Below are 21,707 nucleotides of genomic sequence, written 5' to 3' on the forward strand. Positions count from 1 at the left end.
TCTTGATGCACGAGATGGCAAATACTGCCGGCCCCATGGGATTTTTTTAACCTAGGCGGGGACCACTGTCGCCAGGTAGCCGAAGACCCGCTGCACGCGGACCGGCAATACCTTGGCCAGTAAATCCAGACTGGCGTCCGGCCGGTCGAGGGAGAACGAACCCGAGACTTGCAGGCCGGCGACGGCCGGGTCACAGCGCAGCACACCGCGCCGGTAGCGGTTGAGTTGCTCGATCACCTGGGCCAGGGGCATGCGCTCGGCAATCAGCAGGCCACGGGTCCAGGCATCGGCGGCGGGCAAGAGCGGTTGCGCCGGGCTGCTTTGGTGACGGTCAAACGTCAACTGCTGGCCGGTACCGATCGCGAGTCGGGCGCCCTGCAACGGTTCGACCACTACACTGCCGGCCAGCATTTGCACCTGGGTCCCGTGCTGGCCCGCCAGGTCCTGGCTGATGATCAGCCGCGACAGCGCCGCCGGCCGTACCCAGCCATGGGCGGTCTTGATGCCGACGAAGGTATCCGCCGCCGTCGCCAACAGCAGGCGCCCCTGGTTCAGGGTCAATTGCGGGCCGCGTACATCCACGGCGGTCTGGGTATCGAGTTGCACTTCACCGGCACCGGCCAACCGCACTGGCCGCCGCTCGCCCGTGGTGGTGCGATAGTCACTGAACAACTGGGGCAGCAGTACCCGTTCACGCACGCTCAACCCCATGGCCGCGGCAATCCCCAGGCCGGCGAAGCCCTTGAGCAACGTGCGCCGCGACGTCAGGCTGCGGGCCCGCAACAACTGCCGGGCACTGGGGGCGGGCAACGCGCTGGTGCTGCTGCGCAGGTCTCGGCTCAAGCCGGCCAAGCGCTGCCAGGCCAGTTCATGCTGGGGGTTGGCATTGCGCCAGGCGGCACATGCCCGCTGCTCTGCCGCGCCACTGACACCCGATTGCAGGGTGACCATCCACATCAGTGCCTGATCCAGCACGTATTCATCCAACAACTGATCGTCGGCGGGCTGGAACATCGTCATGCCTGGTACACCGCCAGGTAGCAATGCCGATAGGCCTTGAGCATGGCCTTTTGCACAACATTCACGGTCAGGCCCAGTTGCTCGGCGATCTGTGGATAAGTCAGGCCGTCCAACTGCGACAGCAGGAAAATCTCCCGCACCCGGCTCCCCAGCCCGTCCAACACCTGCCCTACCGCATCCAGCGCTTCAAGCACCAGCAAGCGGGTTTCCGGGGATGGCGCGTGTTCCGGCTCAAGGATCGCCAGGGATTGTTCGTACGCCCGCTCCAGGGCCTGCCGGCGAAAATACTGGCCGCACAAACGGCTGGCCACCGTGTTCAGATAGGCCCGCGGCTCACGCAACAGCGGCAATGGCCCACTGCTGAGAATGCGCACGAAGGTATCCTGTGCCAGGTCCAGCGCCTGCTCCTGCCCGCCTAGCTTGCGCCGCAGCAACTGCACCACCCAGCCGTGGTGCTGGGCGTAGAGTTCACCCACAGCACGGTGGGTGGAAGAGGATGCGGCCATCGGCGAGATATCCAGATTGACAACTGACGGGAGTCGCACATGGTAATACTTCTCATTAGAGACAAGTAGAAGTTTATACTCCCCGCTGTTTTATCTAACCAAAAGGCAAGCCAGGGGACGATGGACCACGCTTGCACACCGTTTTTATGCAGGGAAGCCATTTGAATTGAGTAAAAAACCTATCCTCTCGCAGCTGCTCGTCGGCACTGCTCTGCTACTTTTTGCGGTCACGATTGTGAACTGGCTGTTCCATATCGACCTGGTGGTGTACTTCAATGCGCTGACCGTAAAGATCTACCAAGTGAGCTCGACCGCGTTGGCCGTGGCGGGGTTTGCGTTGATGGTGTGGCGCAGGAACCCTCGCCTCAAATACACCCCGCTCCACTGGCTGAAGGTCGCGGGCGGCACGTGGGTCCTGTCGTTGCTGCTGGGCGTGGTGGTGTTGTCCTATCTGACTTACTGGTCGAGCACCCTCCCGACCAGCTATGTCGCCACCTACGAATATGCCGCCCACGGCAAACGCAGTTGCACAGGTGCAACGGTCTACGATCAAGACGTGGCGAAGAACGTCAGGGTTTGCCATCCCGGCGCGCTCAGGGAGGGCGGTGAAATACGGGTCGAAAAACTCAGCGGCCCAATGGGGATCGTCGTGCAACAAGGGCATCTCCTCTGACAAAGTCCCCTGTGGCGAGCGGGCTTGCCCCGCGCTGGGCTGCGAAGCGGCCCCAAAACCAGCCTCCGCGGTGTGTCTGTTACGGCGCATTCGGTTTATTGGGGCTGCTTCGCAGCCCAACGCGGGGCAAGCCCGCTCGCCACAAAAGCCCTATCAGTTGGGATTTATGGGGCTAGGCCAGCGCCCGGCGCCCACCATGAATTACCCCATGCACCAGCAACCCCGCCACCAGCCCCCAGAACGCGCCGCCAATCCCCAGTAACGTGACATTGGCCGCCGTCGCCAAAAATGTGATCAACGCCGTTTCCCGGGTGCGGGTATCGGCCATTGCATTGGCCAGGCTTGAACCAATGGCGCCGAGCAGCGCCAGGCCCGCCAAGGTGGTGATGAATGCGCGCGGCAGGACCATGAACAAGGTCGCCAACGTCACGCCAAACACCCCGACGAGGATATACAGCGCCCCACACACCAACCCGGCGATGTAGCGTTTGGACGGGTCCTGATGGGTATCGCGCCCGGTGCAGATCGCCGCCGTGATTGCCGCGACGTTGAACGCATGAGCCCCGAACGGCGCCATCAGCAAAGAGCCGAGGCCCGTGACGGTGATGATCGGATTGGCGCTGGTCTTGAACCCGTCGTTGCGCAGCACCAGCATGCCGGGGATGTATTGCCCGGTCAGGGTGATCACGAACAACGGCAAGGCCACGCCAAAAAACGCCGCGATGGAAAAATGCGGCATTTCAAACACCGGTGCCGCCAGTTGCAGCTCAAGGCTGTGCAAGTCGAGCCGCTGCTGGGCGAGCAGCAGCCCCAGGCCAATCAACAGAATCCCGACCATCGCATAACGTGAGGTAAAGCGGCGCAGCACCGCGTAGGCCACCACCAGCACGATCACCAACAGCGGGTCTGCACTGGCCCCACCAAACGCCGCCACACCAAACTGCAGGAGAATCCCCGCCAGCAAACCCGCGGCAATGCCGCCGGGGATCAGCCGCACCAAGCGCTCAAACGCACCGCTCAGGCCCAGGACGATAAAACCGATGGCGCACATCACATAGGCGCCAATCACCTCGGCATAGGGAGTAAACGGCATGACCGTCGCCAGAAAAGCCACACCCGGCGTCGACCACGCCGTGATGATTGGCTCGCGGTAGCGGTAGCTCAACCACGCACCGGTCACGCCCACGCCGATACTCACCGACCACACCCATGAAGCCGTTTGCGCCGCACTCAACTGCGCCAGGTGCGCGGCCTGGAACACCAGGACAAAAGTGCCGGCGTAATTGACGATGACGGAAATCAGCGCACTGATGCTCGGTGACAGGTAATCGGCGAGGCGCAGGCGTGGGGCGGGTCGGTTCATGGCGCATTCCTTTTGTTAAGGCCGCAAAGGCTAACAAGCACCGGACCGTCCTTTCAGTCCACTTCGCCACCTTGCACCAGACCACCCTTGAGCGCCTTGGCCAACTGCCGGCTGGCGCTGTCGATTTCACCGGGCGTCAGCGCCGAGAACCCCAGCAGCCAACCGCCCCTCGCCGGCGGCTGGGCGTAGAGCCGAGTCAGGCCTGGCAATTGGATGCCCACCCGCGCCGCCTGGCGAATGGTCTCCAGCTCCGACCACCCCTCATGCAACACACACGGTAACTGCAAGCCCCCGGGCGGCAAGCTGGCGGTGACCACATGGCTCAAGTGACGCTCAACCGCTTCGGCCATCGCATCCCGGCGCTCGCCGTAGATTTTGCGCATCGCGCGTATATGGCTGCCGAAATGCCCATCGTTCATGAAGCGCGCCAGGGTCAACTGGGCGATTTGCGGGGTGTGGCCGTCGAGGATGCTGCGGGCGTAAGTCATGGGTTTGACCAACTCCCGGGGCAGCACCATAAAGCCCATGCGCAAGCCGGGGTACAGCGACTTACTGAAAGTGCCGAGGTAGAGCGTGCGCTGGTAGTTGTCCAGGCCCTGCACACAGGCGGTCGGCAAGCCTTCGTAATGAAACTGGCTGTCGTAGTCGTCCTCGATGATCCAGCCTTGGCGTTGCTCGGCCCAGGCGATCAGGTCCAGGCGCCGTTCCAACGCCAGGGTCGCGCCTGTGGGGTATTGATGGGACGGCGTGACATAGACCGCGTTGGCGCCGCTGCGGTCGGCGCGCAAGGCGTCGATGCACAGGCCTTTGGCGTCCACCGCCACCGGTACCACCTTGAGCTGGGCCATTTCAAACGCCTTGCGGGCGCCGAAGTAACCGGGGTCTTCCATCAGGACCGGCTGGCCGCTGTCGACCAGCACCTGCGCGCACAAGTACAGGGCCTGACGCGTACTGGACAGCACCAGCACCTGATCCGGCGTGACCCGCGCACCGCGCTCCAGGTTCAGGTAGTCGGCGATGGCCTGGCGCAGGGGTTCAGCACCTTGCGGGTCGCCGTGCAACAGCAGGTTCGGGCGGTAGTCCTTCAATGCCTGGCGGTGCAGGCGCTCCCAGATGCCCACGGGGAAGGTGCGCGTTTCCGGCAGCCCCGTGGCAAACGCCTTGACCACTTGCTGGTCGCTGACGCCGCCGCTGGCGAGGATCTGCGCGCCCCTGGCACTCAGCGCCGGGGCCTGGTTCGGCACCAGCGGCTGGCGTTTGCGCGCACCCCGCAGGCTCGGCCCGATCTTCTCGGAGACGAAACTGCCCGAGCCTTCGCGCCGGCTCAGGTAACCGTCCAGTTGCAGTTGGACATAGGCCATTTCTACGGTATCCCGGGAAATGCCCAGTGACTTGCACAGTGTGCGGGTCGCAGGCAAGCGGCTGCCTGGCGCGAGGACGCCCTCGAGGATCAATTGGCGCAGCACGCGTTGCACCCGCACCCGCAAATCCAGCGAGGCCAGCTTGGGGTCCGTCAGGCGGATCTTCAGCGTGTCCAGTTCCAGGTTGTGGGTCATTGACTTGGCCAAGGGCTAAAAAACCATGCATCTTTGTGCGAAGCCGCCGATATGTCCACGACCAATATCGGCGAGCCATATGGGCGGGGCTTTACAGGGCCATCCGGTACTCGATGCAACCTGAGTCTTCGGCGATCCAGTTGTAGAGTTTTTGCGCGCGTTTATTGGTCTGCTGGGTATGCCAGTACAAACGTGCACAGCCGTGATACTGCGCATAGCGCTGGACCCATTCGATCAGCAACTTGCCGGTACCGCCACCGCGTACCGTGGGGGCCACGTACAGGTCTTCGAGGTAGCAAAAGTCAGCCACCGCCCAGGTCGAACGATGCAACAGCGCATGCACCAGCCCCACCACCTCATCGCCCTGCACCGCGACCGCACAGGCCATGGCTTCATCGGCATCGAGCAAGCGGCTGAAGGCGGTGCGGGTCGTGGTTTCATCCAGGGTCACTTGATAAAAGTCCTGGTAGGCCAGCCACAGTTGCAGCCATTGCTCATAGTCCTCGGCTTGCACGGCTCTGACCACGATGGCCTGTGGATCGTTACTCATCGCTTTCTCCTGTAGGGGAACCCGTTCCGGTGTGGATCGGGACCTGGCAATGGTAGGTTCCCGAGGCGGCGGCAAACCGACCACTTCCAGGCCACCGGGCAGGCCAATCCCTAACGACCGCCACCCTTCCCTGTAGGAGCCGGCTTGCCGGCGAAGAACCTGAGGGCAACACGGGGCACCAGGCACCCCGCGTTATCGTTGATGACTTTCGCCGACACGCCGATTCCCACGCGGTATCAGTGACCACTCATCCGCCAACCCCACATTCATTAAAAAACCGTTTCAGCTCTCGCCCTGGCTGCCGATATCCCCTGTCTATCCATCGGCTGGGCGACCTTCCAGCAACTGATGTACACGCAATCTGTTCCTGGAGGAATTCGATGAATACATGGTTTGGCAACATCAGCGTCAACTTGAAACTGGGCCTGGGCTTCGGCCTGGTGCTGGTGCTCACCTCGATCCTCGCGCTCACGGGCTGGACCAGCCTGGGCAACCTGATCGACCGCAGCAACTGGATGAGCGACATCACCCAGCTCAACGCTTCGCTGACCAAGCTGCGCATCGTGCGCCTGCAATACATGCTGGCCAACGGCGACGAGGAAGTGGCACAGAATGTCCAGGCCAGCCTCGACAGTTTTGCCGCGCAGCAACAACAGCTGATCAACAGCTTCAAAAGCCCGGAAAACCTCAAGCTGCTCAACGAGCAGAAAGACACCATCACCGCCTACCGGCAGTCGCTGAACAAAATGCGCGAGGCCTACCGCAACGGTAATGCAGCGCGCCAAACCATGGGTGAGCGTGCCGACGCCGCAGGCCTGGTGATTGCCGCCCTGGACCGCAGCGTGCGCCAGATGCCCGAAAGCAGCGAGCGCTTCGCCCAGTACGAAGCGATCAACCACGCCAAGGAAGAGTTCCAGATCGCCCGCTATGAAGTGCGCGGCTATACCGGCAACGTCAACCCGCAAACCGAAGCCCGCGCAGCCGCGCAAATCGAGTCGGCGATCAATGGCCTCAAGGGCTTGAAGGACGTATTCGGTCAATCCCAGCAAACCGAACTGACCGCCCTGGAAAACGCCTTTGGCGCCTATCGCAGCGCGGTGCAGGCCTACAAGGCAGCCAATGCCAATATCGTCCTCGCCCGCCAGGAAATGACCGTGCAAGGCGCCGATATCGTGTCGCGCAGCGAAGCCCTGTATGACATCCAACTGCAACGCCGCGATGCAGAAAGCGCCCAGGCCCGCAGCCTGCAACTGATCAGCACCGTGCTGGCCCTGTTGGTGGGGATTATCGCCGCGCTGCTCATCACCCGACAGATCACCCGCCCACTGCAGGAAACCCTGGCCGTGGTCGAGCGCATCGCGTCCGGCGACCTGAGCCACAACATCCAGGTAACCCGCCGTGACGAACTGGGCGTGCTGCAACAAGGCATCCAGCGCATGGGCACTACCTTGCGCGAGCTGATTTCCGGTATTCGCGACGGCGTCACCCAGATCGCCAGCGCCGCCGAAGAGTTGTCGGCCGTGACCGAACAGACCAGCGCCGGGGTCAACAGCCAGAAGATCGAGACCGATCAAGTGGCTACGGCCATGCATGAGATGACGGCCACCGTGCAGGAAGTCGCGCGCAACGCCGAACAAGCGTCCCAGGCCGCCTCCGCCGCCGATGGCCAGGCCCGTGAAGGCGACAAGGTGGTGGCCGAAGCCATCGCCCAGATCGAACGCCTGGCCGATGAAGTGGCGCGCTCCACCGACGCCATGGCGCACCTGCAACAAGAGAGCAACAAGATCGGCAGCGTGATGGACGTGATCAAGGCCGTGGCCGAACAGACCAACCTGCTGGCGCTCAACGCCGCCATCGAAGCCGCCCGTGCCGGTGAAGCCGGGCGTGGGTTTGCCGTGGTGGCCGACGAGGTCCGTGGCCTGGCCCAGCGCACGCAGAAATCCACCGAGGAGATCGAAGGCCTGGTCGCCGGCTTGCAGAACGGTACCCAGCAAGTGGCCAACGTGATGAACAACAGCCGCAGCCTGACCGACAGCAGCGTCGAATTGACCCGCAAGGCTGGCGTCTCCCTGGAGAACATCACCCGCACGGTGTCGAACATCCAGTCGATGAACCAGCAGATCGCCGCCGCCGCCGAACAGCAAAGCGCCGTGGCCGAAGAAATCAGCCGCAGCATCGTCAATGTGCGCGATGTGTCGGAGCAAACCGCTACCGCCAGCGACGAGACCGCCAAGTCCAGTGTCGAGTTGGCACGCTTGGGCAGCCAGCTGCAGCAGATGGTCAGCCATTTCCGGGTGTAAACAAAAAACCGCCCCGGCCAAAACCGGGGCGGCTGCGCTTCTCAGGCCTTAACGGTCATCGAAGCTGTCTCGCAGGAATTTCCAGACGTGATAAACACGCAGGCAATTCACTACGAGGTCCCACGTACGTCGTGCAAACTTGGACATACTCGGCCCTCCTGAAGTTGGGCCTTACCTCCAGCGCACTTACCGGAACACGTGAGCCTTTGGACGCTAGTCGATCGCGCCTCTTGAGGTGGCCGGGCTAATGGTCCTTCCGCATGAATCCGGCACGGATTACTAGCCCGTGGCGGCCGGTCCAGAATTCGCGCGCGCACCCGACTCACTCAAAAGCGACAAACGCAGAACGGAGGAGATCCTAACCAACATTTGGGTCGAAGGTGTGACCAACAGTGGTCAAATATCCAGTGTTGGACGGGAGATTTATTGCAGCCTTTTGCAGCTGGAATTGACGCGAAAAAAGCTCCAGAAATCGTCAGCACCGATCATCGCTCAATCTTGCAGGCCGATATGAACAGCGCTAATATCCCGGCGAGTCGATTGCGCCTTTTGAGATAGCAACCCCAGCCACTAACTGGGATTGCAATAAAAAACCGCCCTGCAAAGGCGGTTTTTTATTGCCTGCCATTTGTCGATCAGGCCTGGCCTTCCTCGACAAATACCAGCCGATTGCCGAATGGATCCTTGATGCTCATCTCCCGCGTGCCCCAGGGTGTTTCTTCGATTTGTGGCTTGGCAAAGCGATAGTCCTTGGCCTGCAATTGCTGCTGGTAAGCGTCCAGGCCCGCGGCCTGGATCCGCACTGCGGCGCCCGGTGAGGCATCACCATGGTGCTCGGACAGGTGCAGTACACAGGCACCGAACGACACTTGCAGATACAACGGGAAATTATCTTCAAAGCGGTGCTGCCAATCGACCTTGAAGCCAAGGAAACCGATATAAAACTCCTCAGTCTTGGCCTCGTCGAAGGTCCGCAAGATGGGGGTGACTGTTCCTAACTGCATGGCGACGGCTCCCTGTTTTGAAGCAGCCACTATAAGCAAACACCCCACCCCTGGCGAGCGGGCTTCAAACCAAGCCTTGAAATCAGAACCCCCCACGCAAATCACCGCTGCGCGCCAGAAACCGCCCCGCCCGCTGACCATTCGCCTGCCCGTCGCGGTAGCTCAGCACGCCATTGATCCACACCCCATCTATCCCTTCGGCAGCCCGTTGCGGGTCCTTGAAGTCGGCCACATCGCGCACCCGCACCGGGTCGAACAGCACCAGGTCGGCCCAGTACCCTTCGCGGATTGCACCGCGCCCGGCCAGGCCAAACCGCGCGGCCGACAGGCCGGTCATTTTGTGTACTGCGGTATGCAGCGGAAACAGGCCCAGGTCGCGGCTGAAATGCCCGAGCACCCGTGGGAAGGCGCCCCACAAACGCGGATGAGGGAACGGGTCTTCCGGCAGGCCATCTGAACCCACCATCGACAGGGGATGGGCGAGGATCCGTTGCACATCGCTCTCGTCCATTCCGTAATACACCGCGCCGGCCGGTTGCAGGCGCCGCGCGGCATCCATCAGCGATACCCCCCACGTGCCTGCGATAGCCTGCAGATCCTGTCCGCCCATTTCCGGGTGCGGTGTCGACCAGGTGATAGTGATACGGAAGGCATCGGTCACTTGCTTGAGGTCCAGGGTCGAGGAGCTGGCGGCATAGGGGTAACAATCGCAGCCCACCGGATGGGTCTTGGCGGCCTGTTCCAGGGACGCCAGCAATTGCGGACTGCGCCCCCAGTTGCCCGCGCCGGCGCACTTGAGGTGGGAGATGATCACCGGCGCCTTGGCGTGGCGGCCGATCAGGAACGCCTCGTCCATGGCCTCCAGCACCGGTTCGAATTCACTGCGCAAATGGGTGGTGTATACCGCGCCAAACGCGGTCAGTTCTTCACTCAGTTGCAGCACTTCGTCGGTGTCGGCGTTGAACGCGCTGGCGTAGGCCAGGCCTGTGGATAAGCCCAGGGCGCCGGCTTCAAGACTCTCGTGCAATTGCACGCGCATCAACGCGATTTCGGTGGGTGTGGCGCTGCGCTGCAGGTCGTCCATATGGTTGCTGCGCAATGCCGTATGGCCGACCAATGCGGCGACGTTGAGCGCCGGCTCGGCGTTTTCCACGGCGGCGCGGTAATCGGTAAACCGCGGATAGACAAACGCCTCGGCCTTGCCCAGCAGGTTCATCGGATCCGGCGGATCACCGCGCAGGCTGACCGGCGAGGCGCTGATGCCACAGTTGCCGACAATCACCGTAGTCACGCCCTGGCTGAGCTTGGGCAACATCTGCGGCTGGCGGATCACCACGGTGTCGTCGTGGGTGTGCACGTCGATAAATCCCGGCGCCAATACGCGGCCACTCGCCTCGATCTCATGCTCACCCTGGGCGCCCGCCAAGTCGCCGATCGTCTCGATACGCCCGTCGCGCAGCCCCACGTCAGCGATATACCCCGGCGTGTTGCTGCCATCAATGATCAGCGCCTGGCGGATCAACGTGTGGTACTTCATCTCAATCTCCAAGCGGCAGGCTGTCAGGGCCGCCGCGATAGTCGTCCAGGGCCAGCTTGATCCGGCGCAGGCGTTCCTGGTTGTCGTCCGGCCTGGCCAGCGCCAGCTCAGTGGCAAGCACGTCAATGGCCAGCAGCATTCCGTAGCGCGCCGCAGTGGGTTTGTAGATAAAACTGGTTTCGGCCGGTTGCAACGGCAGCAGTACATCGGCCAACTGCGCCAGCGGTGAGTCGGCCAGGGTGATGGCGACGACCCGTGCCCCATAGTTGCGCGCCAGCTCCACCACGCCCAGCAGTTCGGGCGTGAGGCCGGTCAGGGAGCAGACAATCAATGCGTGTTCGGCACTCAATGTGGCGGCCGTGACCCGCATCATCACCGGGTCGCGGCATGCGGCAATCGGGTAGCCCAGGCGTACCAGGCGCACCTGTAATTCTTCGCTGCACAGGCTCGACGGGCCGCCCATGCCAAACGCATGGATCATCCGCGCCTTGCCCAGCAGGTGCACCGCATCGGCAAAAGCGGCCTGGTTGAAGCCCGACAGATGCTGGCGCAGGGTCGCTTCGATATCACCGAGGATCTGCCGATGAAACGCCGACTGCTCGGGCAGCCCCGCCGGGTCGAGGAAACGACTGCCCACGCCGCTGGCCTGGGCCAGTTGCAGGCGCAGGTCGCGCAGGTCCCGGCAACCGACACTGCGGGCAAAGCGCGACAAGGTGGCGGTGCTGACCTCGGCCCGCAGGGACAACTCTTCCAGGCTGGCGGATGCGGCGAAGCCCACATCATCAAGCATCAGCCGGGCGATTCGCCCTTCTCCAGCGCTGAAGGAATCCTGGCGGGCGCGGATCTGGTAGAGGATGTCCATGGGGTCTCCGGGTTACAGGATCAGGCTCATAAAACAAGAGACAGGCCGTAGGTCAGGCCGAAGGCGACCACCGAAATCAAAGTCTCCAGCACGGTCCAGGTCTTGAAGGTCTGGATTACCGTCATATTGAAGTATTCCTTGATCAGCCAGAAGCCGCCGTCATTGACGTGGGAAAAAATCACCGAGCCGGCACCGGTCGCCAGCACCAGCAATTCCGGGTGTGGATAACCCAGGCCCAGGGCCACAGGCGCAACAACGCCGGACGCGGTGGTCATGGCCACAGTGGCCGAGCCGGTGGCAATGCGCATCAGCGCGGCGAACAACCAGCCCATCACCAGCGGCGACAGGTTGAAGGCATTGGCCATGCCGAGGATCTCGTGGGTCACGCCGGCGTCCACCAGGATCCGGTTCAAACCACCGCCCGCGCCCACCAGCAAGGTGATGCTGGCGGTCGGCGCCAGGCATTCGTTGGTGAACTTGAGGATCGACTCGCGGTTGAAGCCCTGGGCCAGGCCCAGGGTCCAGAAGCTGACCAGCGTCGCGACCAACAAGGCGATCACCGAGTTGCCGATAAACAACAGGAACTGGTTGAAGCCGCTGCCGGGCGTGGAGATCAGGTTGGCCCACCCGCCGATCATCATCAGCACCACCGGCAACAGGATGGTACCCATGGTCAGGCCGAAACTTGGCAGGCGGGTGCGTGGTTCGCGCTCGATGAACTGGCGCTCCAGTGGGTTCTCGGCAGGCAAGTGAATGCGCGGCACGATGAACTTGGCGTACACCGGCCCGGCGATGATCGCGGTCGGGATGCCGATCAAAATCGCGTACAACACGGTTTGCCCGACGGAGGCGTTATACGCCAGTACCGCCATCATCGCCGCCGGGTGCGGCGGCACCAGCGCATGCACCACCGACAGACCGGCGACCATCGGCAGGCCGACCATCAGGATCGACACCCCCACGCGCCGGGCCACGGTAAATGCAATCGGCACCAGCAATACAAAACCGACTTCGAAAAACAGCGGCAGCCCCACCAGGAAGGCAATGCACACCATGGCCCAATGGGCATTGCGTTCGCCAAAGCGGTTGATCAGGGTTCGCGCCACCTGCTCGGCGCCGCCGGATTCGGCCATCATCTTGCCGAGCATGGTGCCCAGGGCCACCACCAGCGCGATATGCCCCAGGGTCTTGCCGACACCCGCTTCGTAAGAGCCCATGATCGTATCCGCCGGCATCCCGGCCAGCAGCGCCAGGCCGATGGACACGAGGGTGATGACGATAAACGGGTTGAGCCGGTAACGTGCAATCAGCACGATCAATGCAATGATGGCGATGGCAGCGTATGCCAACAGCCAGACGCCAGGTGATGTGGCCATGCGGTACTCCTCGGAAAGGGTCACGTCGAATTGGTTGTGAAACTCATAAATCATTACCGAGGAGCGTTTTCAAATTTTATGAAAGTAATTTTCGCCCACAGATAAGCGCTGTCGCTTTGGGACATGCCCGCAGACCCGGGATGAAAATCAGGGGACAGTTCTTACATGCGCGCTGCAGGGGGTAAGGGAAACTCGACTGCCCGTGCCCGGTCTCAAGTTGCACACCGAATCATCTTCAGGAATGCCGTCATGAACCGTAGAACCCTCGCCATCAGCGCAATACTGCTGGCCTCATCCGGCACCACGATGGCCGCCGACAGCAGCCCTGCCCTGCAAAAATGCATGGACAGCGCCAACACCACAGCCGCGATGGTCGGCTGCAACGCCCAGGAAACCAAGGTCCAGGACAAGCGCCTGAACAGCGCCTACAAAACCGCGCTGCAGGCCCAGCAAGGCCCGCGCAAGCAACAATTGCAGGATGTGCAGCGCCTGTGGATCAAGTACCGCGATGCCAATTGCGCCTTCGCCGGCTCCGCGACCGGCGGCAGTATTGACCAGGTCAATGGCTCTGGCTGTGTACTGGACATGACCCAGACCCGCGCCGAAGAACTGGAAAACCTCGTCGTCCCTTGATCTCTGTGGGAGCGGGCTTGCCCGCGAAAAACCTGAGAGCGCCGCGTGCGTCCAGAAGCCCCGCGTTATCGTTGACGTTTTTCGCGAGCAAGCTCGCTCCTACAGGGTATGAGGATCAATCGTGTTGCACCCGCGCCGAGGAACTGGAAAACCTCGTCGGCCCATAAGCCTGCGTCGATCTCCTGGCCCCATCGCCGGCAAGCCGTGAGCACCTGTAGGAGCGAGCTTGCTCGCGAGAAACCTGAGAGCGCCGCGTGTATCCAGAAGGCCCGCGTTATCGTTGACGTTTTTCGCGAGCAAGCTCGCTCCTACAGGGTGGGGGGTCAGTCGTGTTGCACTCGCGCGCGCTTGAGCAGTTTCTTGCAGCGCTCGGACAAGTGCAGCACCCGCAGGTGCTTGCCAGCCTTGCTATAGCGCTCGCGCAAGGTCATCAACGCCGCGATGGCGGAGTAGTCGACAAAGCTCAGGTGCCGGCAGTCCAGCGTGACCTGGACCGGGTCGTTGGCCGGGTCGAACTGGTTCAGGAACGGCGTGGTCGAGGCAAAAAACAACGTACCGTGCAGCCGGTAGAGCTTGCTGCCATCCGCCTCCAGGTGTTCATCGGCGTACAGCTCGCGGGCCTGCTGCCAGGCAAAGTTGAGCGCGGCAATCACAATCCCGCACAGCACCGCGGTGGCCAGGTCGGTAAAGACGGTAATCACCGTCACCGCCATGATCACCAACACATCATTGAGCGGCACTTTGTTGATCACCCGCAGCGACGCCCAGGCAAACGTCTGCTGGGACACCACGAACATCACCCCCACCAGCGCCGCCAGGGGAATGCGCTCGATCAGCGGCGACAGGAACAAAATAAACAGCAGGATCATCACCCCGGCAAACACCCCGGAGAAGCGCCCGCGCCCGCCCGAGCTGAGGTTGATCACGGTCTGCCCGATCATTGCGCAACCGCCCATGCCGCCAAACACCCCACTGACCATATTCGCCGCGCCCAGGGCCACGCTTTCACGGTCGGGGTAGCCGCGGGTCTCGGTGATTTCATCGGTGAGGTTCAAGGTCAGCAGGGTTTCCAGCAGCCCCACCATCGCCATCAAAAACGCGTAGGGCGCGATGATGCCGAGGGTTTCCAGGGTCCAGGGAATCTGCGGCAGCGCGAAGGTCGGCAGGCCGCCGGCGATATGGGCCATGTCGCCCAGGGTGCGCGTGGGCAAGCCCAGCAGGTACACCGCCAGCCCCACGCCGAGAATCGCCACCAGCGCCGGCGGCACCGCGCGGGTCAGGCGCGGCAACAGGTAGACGATGGCCATGGTCGCGGCCACCAGCCCGCTCATCACGTACAACGGCGTGCCGCTGAGCCAGGTCTCACCGCTCTTGAAATGCTCCAGTTGCGCCAGGGCAATGATGATCGCCAGGCCGTTGACGAAGCCGAGCATCACCGGGTGCGGCACCATGCGCACCAGTTTGCCCAGGCGCAGCAGGCCGAAGGCAATCATGATCAAACCGCCGAGCAGCACTGTCGCCAGCAAGTACTGCACCCCGTGCTGCACCACCAGCGCGACGATCACCACCGCCATCGACCCCGCCGCCCCCGAGACCATCCCCGGCCGGCCGCCGAACAAGGCGGTCAAGGTGCAGATGATAAAGGCGCCATACAGCCCCATCAGCGGGTTGAGGTGGGCCACCAGGGCAAAGGCGATGCATTCGGGCAGCAAGGCAAAAGACGTGGTGAGTCCGGCCAGGGCGTCGGCACGCAGACGAGAGAGCTTCATGGGTTTACCGGGGGAATTGCGGGAAATGAGGTGGCGATGGTACGCAAATACATGAGTGGGGACCACCGTGGCGAGCGGGCTTGCCACCGGTGAACAGTCGGGTCAACAAGCGTAGCGCGCCAGTTTTTCCTGGATAAAGTCGAGGAAGCACTGGATACGCAGGGCCAGTTGCGAGTTGCGGTAGTACACCGCATTGATCGGCTGGCGATAACCACTGTTGAACGGGGCGAGCACCGTCTGCAAGCGGCCGGCGTTGATGTCTTCGATGGTCATGAAGTGCGACAGGCAGGCGATCCCCTGCCCTTCCAGCGCCAACTGGCGCAGGGTTTCACCGCTGGACGCGGCAATGCCCGGCTCGATCTGCCAACGATCACCCTGCACATGGCGCAGCGGCCAGTGGTTGAGGGTTTCGGTCTGGGTGAAGCCCAGCAACGTGTGATCCGCCAACTCGGCCACCGTGCTCGGCGTACCGTGTTGCGCAAGGTACGCGGGGCTGGCGAGGATATGCAGCGGGCTGCAGCCCAGGGAGCGGGCATGCAGGGTCGAGTCCGCCAGGGTGCCGATGCGAATCGCAATATCGGTGCTCTGCTCCAGCAGGTCGATGATCAAGTCGTTGCTGTTGAGCTCCAACTGGATATCCGGGTACAGGCGGCGAAACTCCGCGACGTACGGCACGATGGCATGCAGCATGAACGGCGACGCCGCGTTGATCCGCAGGCGCCCGGACGGGGTTTTCTGCCGCGACGACAGGCGCTCTTCCAACTCCTCCATCTGCGCCAGGATCAGCTTGGCCTGCTCGAAGAAATACTTGCCCTCTTCGGTCAGGTCCATGCGCCGCGTGGTGCGGTTGATCAGGGTGGTGTCGAGCTTGGCTTCAAGCCGTGACAAGGTGCGGCTGACCGCCGAGGGCGTCTGCCCGACCTGTTCGGCAGCGGCGGAAATCGACCCGCATTCAATCACGCAGACGAAGATCTGTAGCTCATCGGATCGGGCTTTCAACGTGAATCCTCGTGAATACGGCTGCGTGGATACTAGCCGTATTACCGGGGCAGGTTAAACACCTGAGCCAGATGCTGCTCGTAACGCAGCACATCAGCCTCGATGGAGGGGCGCTTCATCACGTCCACACAGAGGAACGTCGGCAGGCCACTCATGCCAAGGAACTGATTGGCCTTGTGGAACGGGAAATACACCGCATCCACACCCTTGGCTTCGAAGAAGTCGCTCGGATCGTCGAAGGCCGCCTGCGGCGCGTTCCAGGTCAGCGACAACATGTACTGCTTGCCCTGGATCAGGCCGCCACTGCCGTATTTCTGCGACGCGTCGGAACGGGTGCGGCCATCGCTGGCGTACAGGCTGCCGTGGCCTTCGGTGAAGACTTCGTCGATGTACTTCTTGACGATCCACGGCGCGCCCATCCACCAGCCGGGCATCTGGTAGATGATCACGTCGGCCCAGAGAAACTTGGCAACTTCTTGCGCAACGTCGTAGCCGGCATCGATGTGGGTGACTTTCACGTCGATACCACCACGGTCCAGCACGGCCAGGGCGGCGTCGTGCAAGGTGTCGTTGTAGCGACCGTCCGAGTGGGCGAATTTTTTACCACCGTTGAGCAACAGAACTTTTTTCATGGGGGTTACCTGAAGGTTGAAAATGTATGAGCGCAGGCTACGGGCAACCCCTCGGGTGAGTAAGCCACGGATCGGCAAAACACTTTTGACCTTCAAGCACGAGTAATCATTTGATTATTGCGCTAGCCGCCAATCAGCAAGTGCCCGCCCAGTGCCGCCATGCCGATAAAAAACACACGCTTGAACAGCACGCCACTGATGCGCTGGCGCAGCTTTTGCCCCAGCCACATGCCCAGCAGCGCCGGCACCAGCGCCAGCAGCGAGGCATTCAACTCGCCGGCACCGAGGTTGTCGCGCCAGAACAGCCCGGCCGCCAGGGCCAGGGTAGACACAGTGAAAGACAGGCCCAGCGCCTGCACCAGTTGGTCACGGTTCAAGCCCAGCGCCTGCAGGTACGGCACGGCCGGGATCACGAACACGCCAGTGGCCGAGGTGATGATCCCCGTCAACAGGCCACACACCGGGCCCAGCCAGCGTTCGGTGCCGATCGGCACGCTGAACGCCGGCAGGAACAACCCGCACAGCGCATACACCAGCAATGCCCCGCCCAATGCCCGCACCACCCATGCACCACCGTCCATGCCCAGCCACAGCGAACCGAGCCCGGTGCCGAGAAAAATCAGCAGGAGCATGGGCCACAGGCGCTTGCTCAAGGCGCCCAAGTGCCCACCGAAGGCCAGTTGCCAGAGGTTGGTGATGGTAGACGGGATGATCAGCAGGGCTGCAGCCTGCGCCGGCAGCATAGCCAGGCCGAGCAGGCCCATGGCGACGGTGGGCAGGCCAAGGCCGATCACACCCTTGACGGTGCCGGCCAGCAGGAAGGTACCGATCACCAGCAGCGTCAAGGCTGGGCCGAGGTTTTGGTAGAACGCGAGGAAGGTGGTCATGGCGGGAATTGTGCGGGTTTGGCGAGAGGTTGGAAATTCGCCATATACTGAGGCAGCCTCTTGTTTTGCGTGAGGCTCAGAACGCTATCGCAGGCAAGCCAGCTCCCACATTTGGATTTGTGAACACATTCAAATGTGGGAGCTGGCTTGCCTGCGATGAGGCCCTTCCAGGCACCCGGGATTTCCAGCCATGCACTTTGACCTGACCGACCTGCGCCTCTACCTGCACATCCTCGACACCGGCAACATCACAGCCGGTGCCGCCCGCAGCCATTTGTCCCTGGCCGCCGCCAGTGCGCGCATCCGGGCGATGGAAGCCTCATCAGGCGTCGCCTTCCTACTGCGCGGCCGGCGCGGCGTGACCCCGACCGCCGCTGGCAACGCCCTGGCTCGTCATGCTCGGCTGTTGTTGCAACAGGCCGAGCGCCTGCAACAAGAGCTAACGGAGTACGCCAACGGCGTCAAAGGCCAGGTGCGCCTGCTGTGCAACACCACCGCCCTCAGTGAGTACCTGCCGGAGTTGCTGGCGGACTTTCTCTGCGCCCACCCCAACCTTGATATCGACCTGCAGGAACTGCCCAGCCTGCGCATCACCCACGCCTTGCGCCAGGGCGCGGCAGACCTGGGGATAATTTCCGACGCGGTGGACACCCACGGCTTACAGACCCGGGCATTTCGCGATGATCCGCTGGTGCTGATCATGCCCATAGGTCATCCGCTGACGGCAGGGCCGGTGAGTTTTATCGACAGTCTGTTCCACGACTATGTGGGATTGGCGGCCAACAGCGCGTTGGCGGTGTACCTGGAAGAACAGGCACTGCACGCAGGTTTTCGCTTGCAGACCCGGGTGCGCGCCGACGGCTTTGATGGGGTGATGCGCATGGTCGCCCGTGGCGCAGGGCTGGGGATTGTGCCGCGGGCGGCGTTGCTGCGCTGGCCCCACGCCGAGCAATTGCAGGCCCAGCCCCTGACAGAGGACTGGGCCTGTCGCAAACTGCTGTTGTGCACACGTTCGTTCGAGCAGTTGCCGGGTTATGCCACTGCCCTGCTGAACGCACTCACGGTAGGAGCGGGCTTGCCCGCGAAGGTCGTCAACGATAACGCGGGCTTGCAGGTTTAACGTGGCGTACTCGGGTTTTTCGCGAGCACGCTCGCTCCTACAGGGGTTGCGTGGCGCTTGCGGAAGAACACGTAATACACCGCCGACAGGATCAACAGGAACGGCACGCCAAACACCAGGGTCATCTTGAACGCCTCGGTGAAGAACGTGGTGATCATCACCGCGCCCATCAGCACCAGCCCCAGCAGCGTGCTGTAGGGGAACAACCGCAGTTGGAAGGACAACTTCGGCCCGCCGTGACGCTTGCGGTAGCGGCGGAAGAACAGGTGCGTGAGGAAGATCATGAACCAGGTGAAGATCGCACCAAACATCGAGATGGCCATCATCAGGGTGAAGGAGCTTTCTGGGTACACCACGTTCAACAAGGTCGCCAGGGCAATGCCCGAACTGGACAGCAACAGGGCGTTGAGCGGGATCCCGCTTTTGCTCAGGGCACCCATGGATTTTGGCGCAAAGCCGCCACGGGACAGGCTGAACATCATGCGCGTGGTGATGTAGAGCTGGCTGTTCATCGCCGACAACGCGGCAATCAAAATCACAAAGTTCATCACCCCGGTGGCGCCGGGAATGCCGATGGTCTGCATCACCGTGACAAACGGGCTCTGGCTCTGCCCGGACTGGTTCCACGGCACGATGGCGAGCATCAACGCCAGGGTCAGCAGGTAGAACACCACCAGCCGCACAATCGTGGCGCGGAAGGCTTTTTTCACCGCCTGCTCCGGATCAGCCGCTTCACCCGCTGCCACTGCGATCATCTCCACGCTCAGGTAGCTGAAGATCGACACAATCACCGCAATCCACATACCGCTCAGGCCATTGGGGAAAAACCCGCCGTGGGCCGTGTAGTTCTGCACCCCGTAATCCGGGTTGCCAGAGCCGAACACCACGTACACCGCGAGGATGATGAAGCCGACGATGGCGCTGATCTTGATCGTCGAGAACCAGTACTCGAAGTTACCGAACGTCTTCACACTGATGGCGTTGAGCACGATCAACACGCTGGAGAACGAGACGATCCACACCCATTCCGGCACGTTGGCGAACCAGTACTTCATGTACATCGCCACCGCCGTGACCTCGGCGCCCACCGCCAGCACAATCGCCGCCCAGTAGGCGTAGCGCACCAGGAAGCCGGCCAATGGGCTGATATAGAACTCGGCGTAGGCGCCAAAGGAGCCGGAGGTGGAATGGGCCACCGTCATCTCCGCCAGGCAGCCCATCAACAACAAGGTGATCAACGCACCGATGGCGTAGCTGACCAGCACGCTGGGCCCGGCATAACCGATGGCGTAGGCACTGCCCATGAACAACCCGGTACCGATGGCGCCACCGATGGCGATCATGCTCATCTGCCCGGAAGTGAGCTGGCGCCGCAGGCCCAGTTCGCGATTGGTGATTGCTGCAAAGCCGTTGTCTGGCGTGGTCACGTGGCGTGCCCCTTTATTATTGTGATGGTTACTGCTGACCAAGCACCTGTAGGAGCTGGCTGTGGGAGCTGGCTTGCCTGCGATGCAGGCACCTCGGTATTGAGTCAGACCGAGGCGATTTCATCGCTGACCAAGCTCCTACATGGGTTTTGTGGTGTTCTCAGGTGACGCTGTGGCGCACTTTGAATTGTGGCTGGTCCCAGGTTTTGCCGTCGAGGATTTCGCCGAGGATTTCCACCGCATCCCACACCTCGGTAAAGCTGGTGTACAGCGGGGTAAAGCCAAAACGCATGATTTTCGGCTCACGGTAATCACCGATCACGCCACGGGCGATCAGCGCCTGGACGATGGCGTAGCCTTGCGGGTGTTCAAAGCTGACATGACTGCCGCGCTTGGCATGCTCGAGCGGGGTAATCAGGGTCAATTCATGGGCGGCGCAGCGGCTTTGCACCAGCTCGATAAACAGGTCGGTCAGCGCCAGGGATTTGCGGCGCAGGCTGGCCATGTCGGTCTGGGCGAAGATATCCAGGCCGCACTCGACCATCGCCAGCGAGGTGATCGGCTGGGTGCCGCACAGGTAGCGGGTGATGCCCTTGCCTGCGACGTAGTTGGACTCCATGGCGAACTGGCGGCTATGGCCGAACCAGCCCGACAGCGGCTGTGTCACCAACTCCACCAGCGCTGGGTTGACCCACACAAACGCCTGGGAACCCGGGCCGCCGTTGAGGTATTTGTAGGTGCAGCCAATGGCGTAGTCGGCGCCGGCCTGGTGCAGGTCGATCGGCACCGCGCCCGCCGAATGCGCCAGGTCCCAGATCGCCAGCGCACCGCACTCATGGCTCAGCGCGGTCAGCGCTTGCATGTCGTGCATGTAGCCGGTCTTGTAGTTGACGTGGGTGATCATCACCACCGCCGTGTCCTGGTCGATGGCTTGCGGCAGTTCCTCGGGGCTGTTCACCAGGCGCAGGGAGTAGCCCTGTTGCAACAGCGCGGCCAGGCCTTCGGCGATGTACAGGTCGGTGGGGAAGTTGCTCGCTTCACTGACAATCACTTTGCGTTGCGGCTGGCGTTGGCGCTGCACGGTCAAGGCTGCGCTGAGCACTTTGAACAGGTTGATCGAGGTGGTATCGGTAATCACCACTTCAGCCTCGCCCGCGCCGATCAGCGGTGCCAGGCGATTGCCCAGGCGCTGGGACAGGTCGGCCCAGCCGGCGCTGTTCCAGCTGCGGATCAAACCGTTGCCCCACTCCTCGGCGATGACCGCTTGCGCCCGTTCCAGCGCTGCCACCGGACGCGCGCCGAGGGAGTTGCCATCGAGGTAGATCACGCCTTCGGGCAGGGCGAATTGATCGCGCAGTGGCGCCAGCGGGTCCTGGGCGTCGAGGGTCTGGCAATGGTTTCGGCTGGTCATGGAAAGTCCTGTTTTTATAGGTGACGATGGACCAAATAATGAACGAAGATTTGCAGAATTTTCGTGCAAAGTGCGCTACAAC

18 protein-coding genes and 2 pseudogenes are annotated in these 21,707 nt (G+C 62.3%); 5 read left to right on the plus strand and 15 right to left on the minus strand.

What is annotated here, in order from left to right:
• Positions 1–51: 51 nt before the first annotated feature.
• Both BHC62_RS05150 and BHC62_RS05155 read right to left on the minus strand, forming a co-directional pair.
• On the minus strand, positions 52–1,020 hold the full coding sequence (locus BHC62_RS05150; RefSeq protein ID WP_070994403.1) for a DUF4880 domain-containing protein: 969 nt from the start codon (positions 1,018–1,020) through the stop codon (positions 52–54).
• Positions 1,017–1,526 carry a sigma-70 family RNA polymerase sigma factor gene (locus BHC62_RS05155; protein ID WP_070994404.1) on the minus strand — a complete coding sequence of 170 codons (510 nt, stop codon included), beginning with the start codon at positions 1,524–1,526 and terminating at the stop codon, positions 1,017–1,019. The genes BHC62_RS05150 and BHC62_RS05155 overlap by 4 nt, the downstream gene beginning before the upstream one ends.
• A 166-nt stretch (positions 1,527–1,692) precedes the next feature.
• On the opposite strand from BHC62_RS05155, the gene BHC62_RS05160 reads away from it, so the two are divergent.
• Positions 1,693–2,199, plus strand: coding sequence for a hypothetical protein (locus tag BHC62_RS05160; RefSeq protein ID WP_070994405.1), 507 nt, complete (start codon positions 1,693–1,695; stop codon positions 2,197–2,199).
• Positions 2,200–2,371: 172 nt separating this feature from the next.
• Here BHC62_RS05160 and BHC62_RS05165 read toward each other — a convergent pair whose 3' ends face one another.
• The 3 genes from BHC62_RS05165 to BHC62_RS05175 form a co-directional block, all read right to left on the minus strand.
• Complete coding sequence (locus BHC62_RS05165) at positions 2,372–3,562, minus strand: benzoate/H(+) symporter BenE family transporter (RefSeq protein ID WP_070994406.1); 1,191 nt, start codon at positions 3,560–3,562, stop codon at positions 2,372–2,374.
• A gap of 53 nt (positions 3,563–3,615) precedes the next feature.
• A complete protein-coding gene (locus BHC62_RS05170; RefSeq protein ID WP_070994407.1) occupies positions 3,616–5,118 on the minus strand; it encodes a PLP-dependent aminotransferase family protein in 1,503 nt (500 codons plus the stop codon).
• Between the two features lie 91 nt (positions 5,119–5,209).
• On the minus strand, positions 5,210–5,668 hold the full coding sequence (locus BHC62_RS05175; RefSeq protein WP_070994408.1) for a GNAT family N-acetyltransferase: 459 nt from the start codon (positions 5,666–5,668) through the stop codon (positions 5,210–5,212).
• A 380-nt stretch (positions 5,669–6,048) separates the two neighbouring features.
• Here BHC62_RS05175 and BHC62_RS29250 point away from each other — a divergent pair.
• Together BHC62_RS29250 and BHC62_RS29255 are read left to right on the plus strand one after the other, a co-directional pair.
• A pseudogene (locus BHC62_RS29250) lies at positions 6,049–7,065 on the plus strand (methyl-accepting chemotaxis protein); the annotation flags it as partial.
• 306 nt (positions 7,066–7,371) lie between these two features.
• Positions 7,372–7,968 (plus strand): annotated as a pseudogene (locus BHC62_RS29255) (methyl-accepting chemotaxis protein); the annotation flags it as partial.
• A 635-nt stretch (positions 7,969–8,603) separates the two neighbouring features.
• Here the strand turns inward: BHC62_RS29255 and BHC62_RS05185 are convergent.
• The 4 genes from BHC62_RS05185 to BHC62_RS05200 all read right to left on the minus strand — a co-directional run bounded on the left by BHC62_RS05185 (position 8,604) and on the right by BHC62_RS05200 (position 12,801).
• Positions 8,604–8,972, minus strand: a complete 369-nt coding sequence (locus BHC62_RS05185) for a glyoxalase superfamily protein (RefSeq protein WP_029299885.1) — start codon at positions 8,970–8,972, stop codon at positions 8,604–8,606.
• An 82-nt stretch (positions 8,973–9,054) separates the two neighbouring features.
• Complete coding sequence (locus tag BHC62_RS05190; protein ID WP_029299887.1) at positions 9,055–10,509, minus strand: amidohydrolase family protein; 1,455 nt, start codon at positions 10,507–10,509, stop codon at positions 9,055–9,057.
• 1 nt (position 10,510) lies between these two features.
• Positions 10,511–11,371 carry a MurR/RpiR family transcriptional regulator gene (locus BHC62_RS05195; protein ID WP_070994409.1) on the minus strand — a complete coding sequence of 287 codons (861 nt, stop codon included), beginning with the start codon at positions 11,369–11,371 and terminating at the stop codon, positions 10,511–10,513.
• Between the two features lie 26 nt (positions 11,372–11,397).
• Positions 11,398–12,801, minus strand: coding sequence for a gluconate:H+ symporter (locus BHC62_RS05200; protein ID WP_070994410.1), 1,404 nt, complete (start codon positions 12,799–12,801; stop codon positions 11,398–11,400).
• A gap of 195 nt (positions 12,802–12,996) precedes the next feature.
• Here BHC62_RS05200 and BHC62_RS05205 point away from each other — a divergent pair, with 195 nt between their 5' ends.
• Positions 12,997–13,380, plus strand: coding sequence for a lysozyme inhibitor LprI family protein (locus tag BHC62_RS05205; RefSeq protein ID WP_070994411.1), 384 nt, complete (start codon positions 12,997–12,999; stop codon positions 13,378–13,380).
• Between the two features lie 323 nt (positions 13,381–13,703).
• Here BHC62_RS05205 and BHC62_RS05210 read toward each other — a convergent pair whose 3' ends face one another.
• From BHC62_RS05210 to BHC62_RS05225, 4 genes are all read right to left on the minus strand, one after another.
• Positions 13,704–15,149: a SulP family inorganic anion transporter gene (locus BHC62_RS05210; RefSeq protein WP_070994412.1), complete on the minus strand. Its 1,446-nt coding sequence runs from the start codon at positions 15,147–15,149 to the stop codon at positions 13,704–13,706.
• A gap of 102 nt (positions 15,150–15,251) precedes the next feature.
• On the minus strand, positions 15,252–16,148 hold the full coding sequence (locus BHC62_RS05215; RefSeq protein ID WP_029299893.1) for a LysR family transcriptional regulator: 897 nt from the start codon (positions 16,146–16,148) through the stop codon (positions 15,252–15,254).
• A gap of 41 nt (positions 16,149–16,189) precedes the next feature.
• Positions 16,190–16,780 (minus strand): NAD(P)H-dependent oxidoreductase, encoded by a 591-nt coding sequence (locus tag BHC62_RS05220; protein WP_029299894.1) that lies wholly within the window; start codon positions 16,778–16,780, stop codon positions 16,190–16,192.
• A gap of 122 nt (positions 16,781–16,902) precedes the next feature.
• On the minus strand, positions 16,903–17,667 hold the full coding sequence (locus BHC62_RS05225; RefSeq protein ID WP_070994413.1) for a sulfite exporter TauE/SafE family protein: 765 nt from the start codon (positions 17,665–17,667) through the stop codon (positions 16,903–16,905).
• 190 nt (positions 17,668–17,857) lie between these two features.
• Here BHC62_RS05225 and BHC62_RS05230 point away from each other — a divergent pair, with 190 nt between their 5' ends.
• Positions 17,858–18,787, plus strand: coding sequence for a LysR substrate-binding domain-containing protein (locus BHC62_RS05230; protein ID WP_070994414.1), 930 nt, complete (start codon positions 17,858–17,860; stop codon positions 18,785–18,787).
• Here BHC62_RS05230 and BHC62_RS05235 read toward each other — a convergent pair.
• The gene (locus tag BHC62_RS05235; RefSeq protein ID WP_070994415.1) at positions 18,784–20,214 is read right to left on the minus strand and encodes an amino acid permease; all 1,431 of its coding nucleotides are present in this window, start codon (positions 20,212–20,214) and stop codon (positions 18,784–18,786) included. The two genes, BHC62_RS05230 and BHC62_RS05235, sit on opposite strands and share 4 nt — an antisense overlap.
• A 160-nt stretch (positions 20,215–20,374) precedes the next feature.
• Positions 20,375–21,625 carry a kynureninase gene (gene kynU, locus BHC62_RS05240; RefSeq protein ID WP_070994416.1) on the minus strand — a complete coding sequence of 417 codons (1,251 nt, stop codon included), beginning with the start codon at positions 21,623–21,625 and terminating at the stop codon, positions 20,375–20,377.
• Positions 21,626–21,707 lie beyond the last annotated feature (82 nt).

This window comes from Pseudomonas sp. 06C 126, from assembly GCF_001855215.1.
GTDB lineage: Bacteria > Pseudomonadota > Gammaproteobacteria > Pseudomonadales > Pseudomonadaceae > Aquipseudomonas > Aquipseudomonas proteolytica.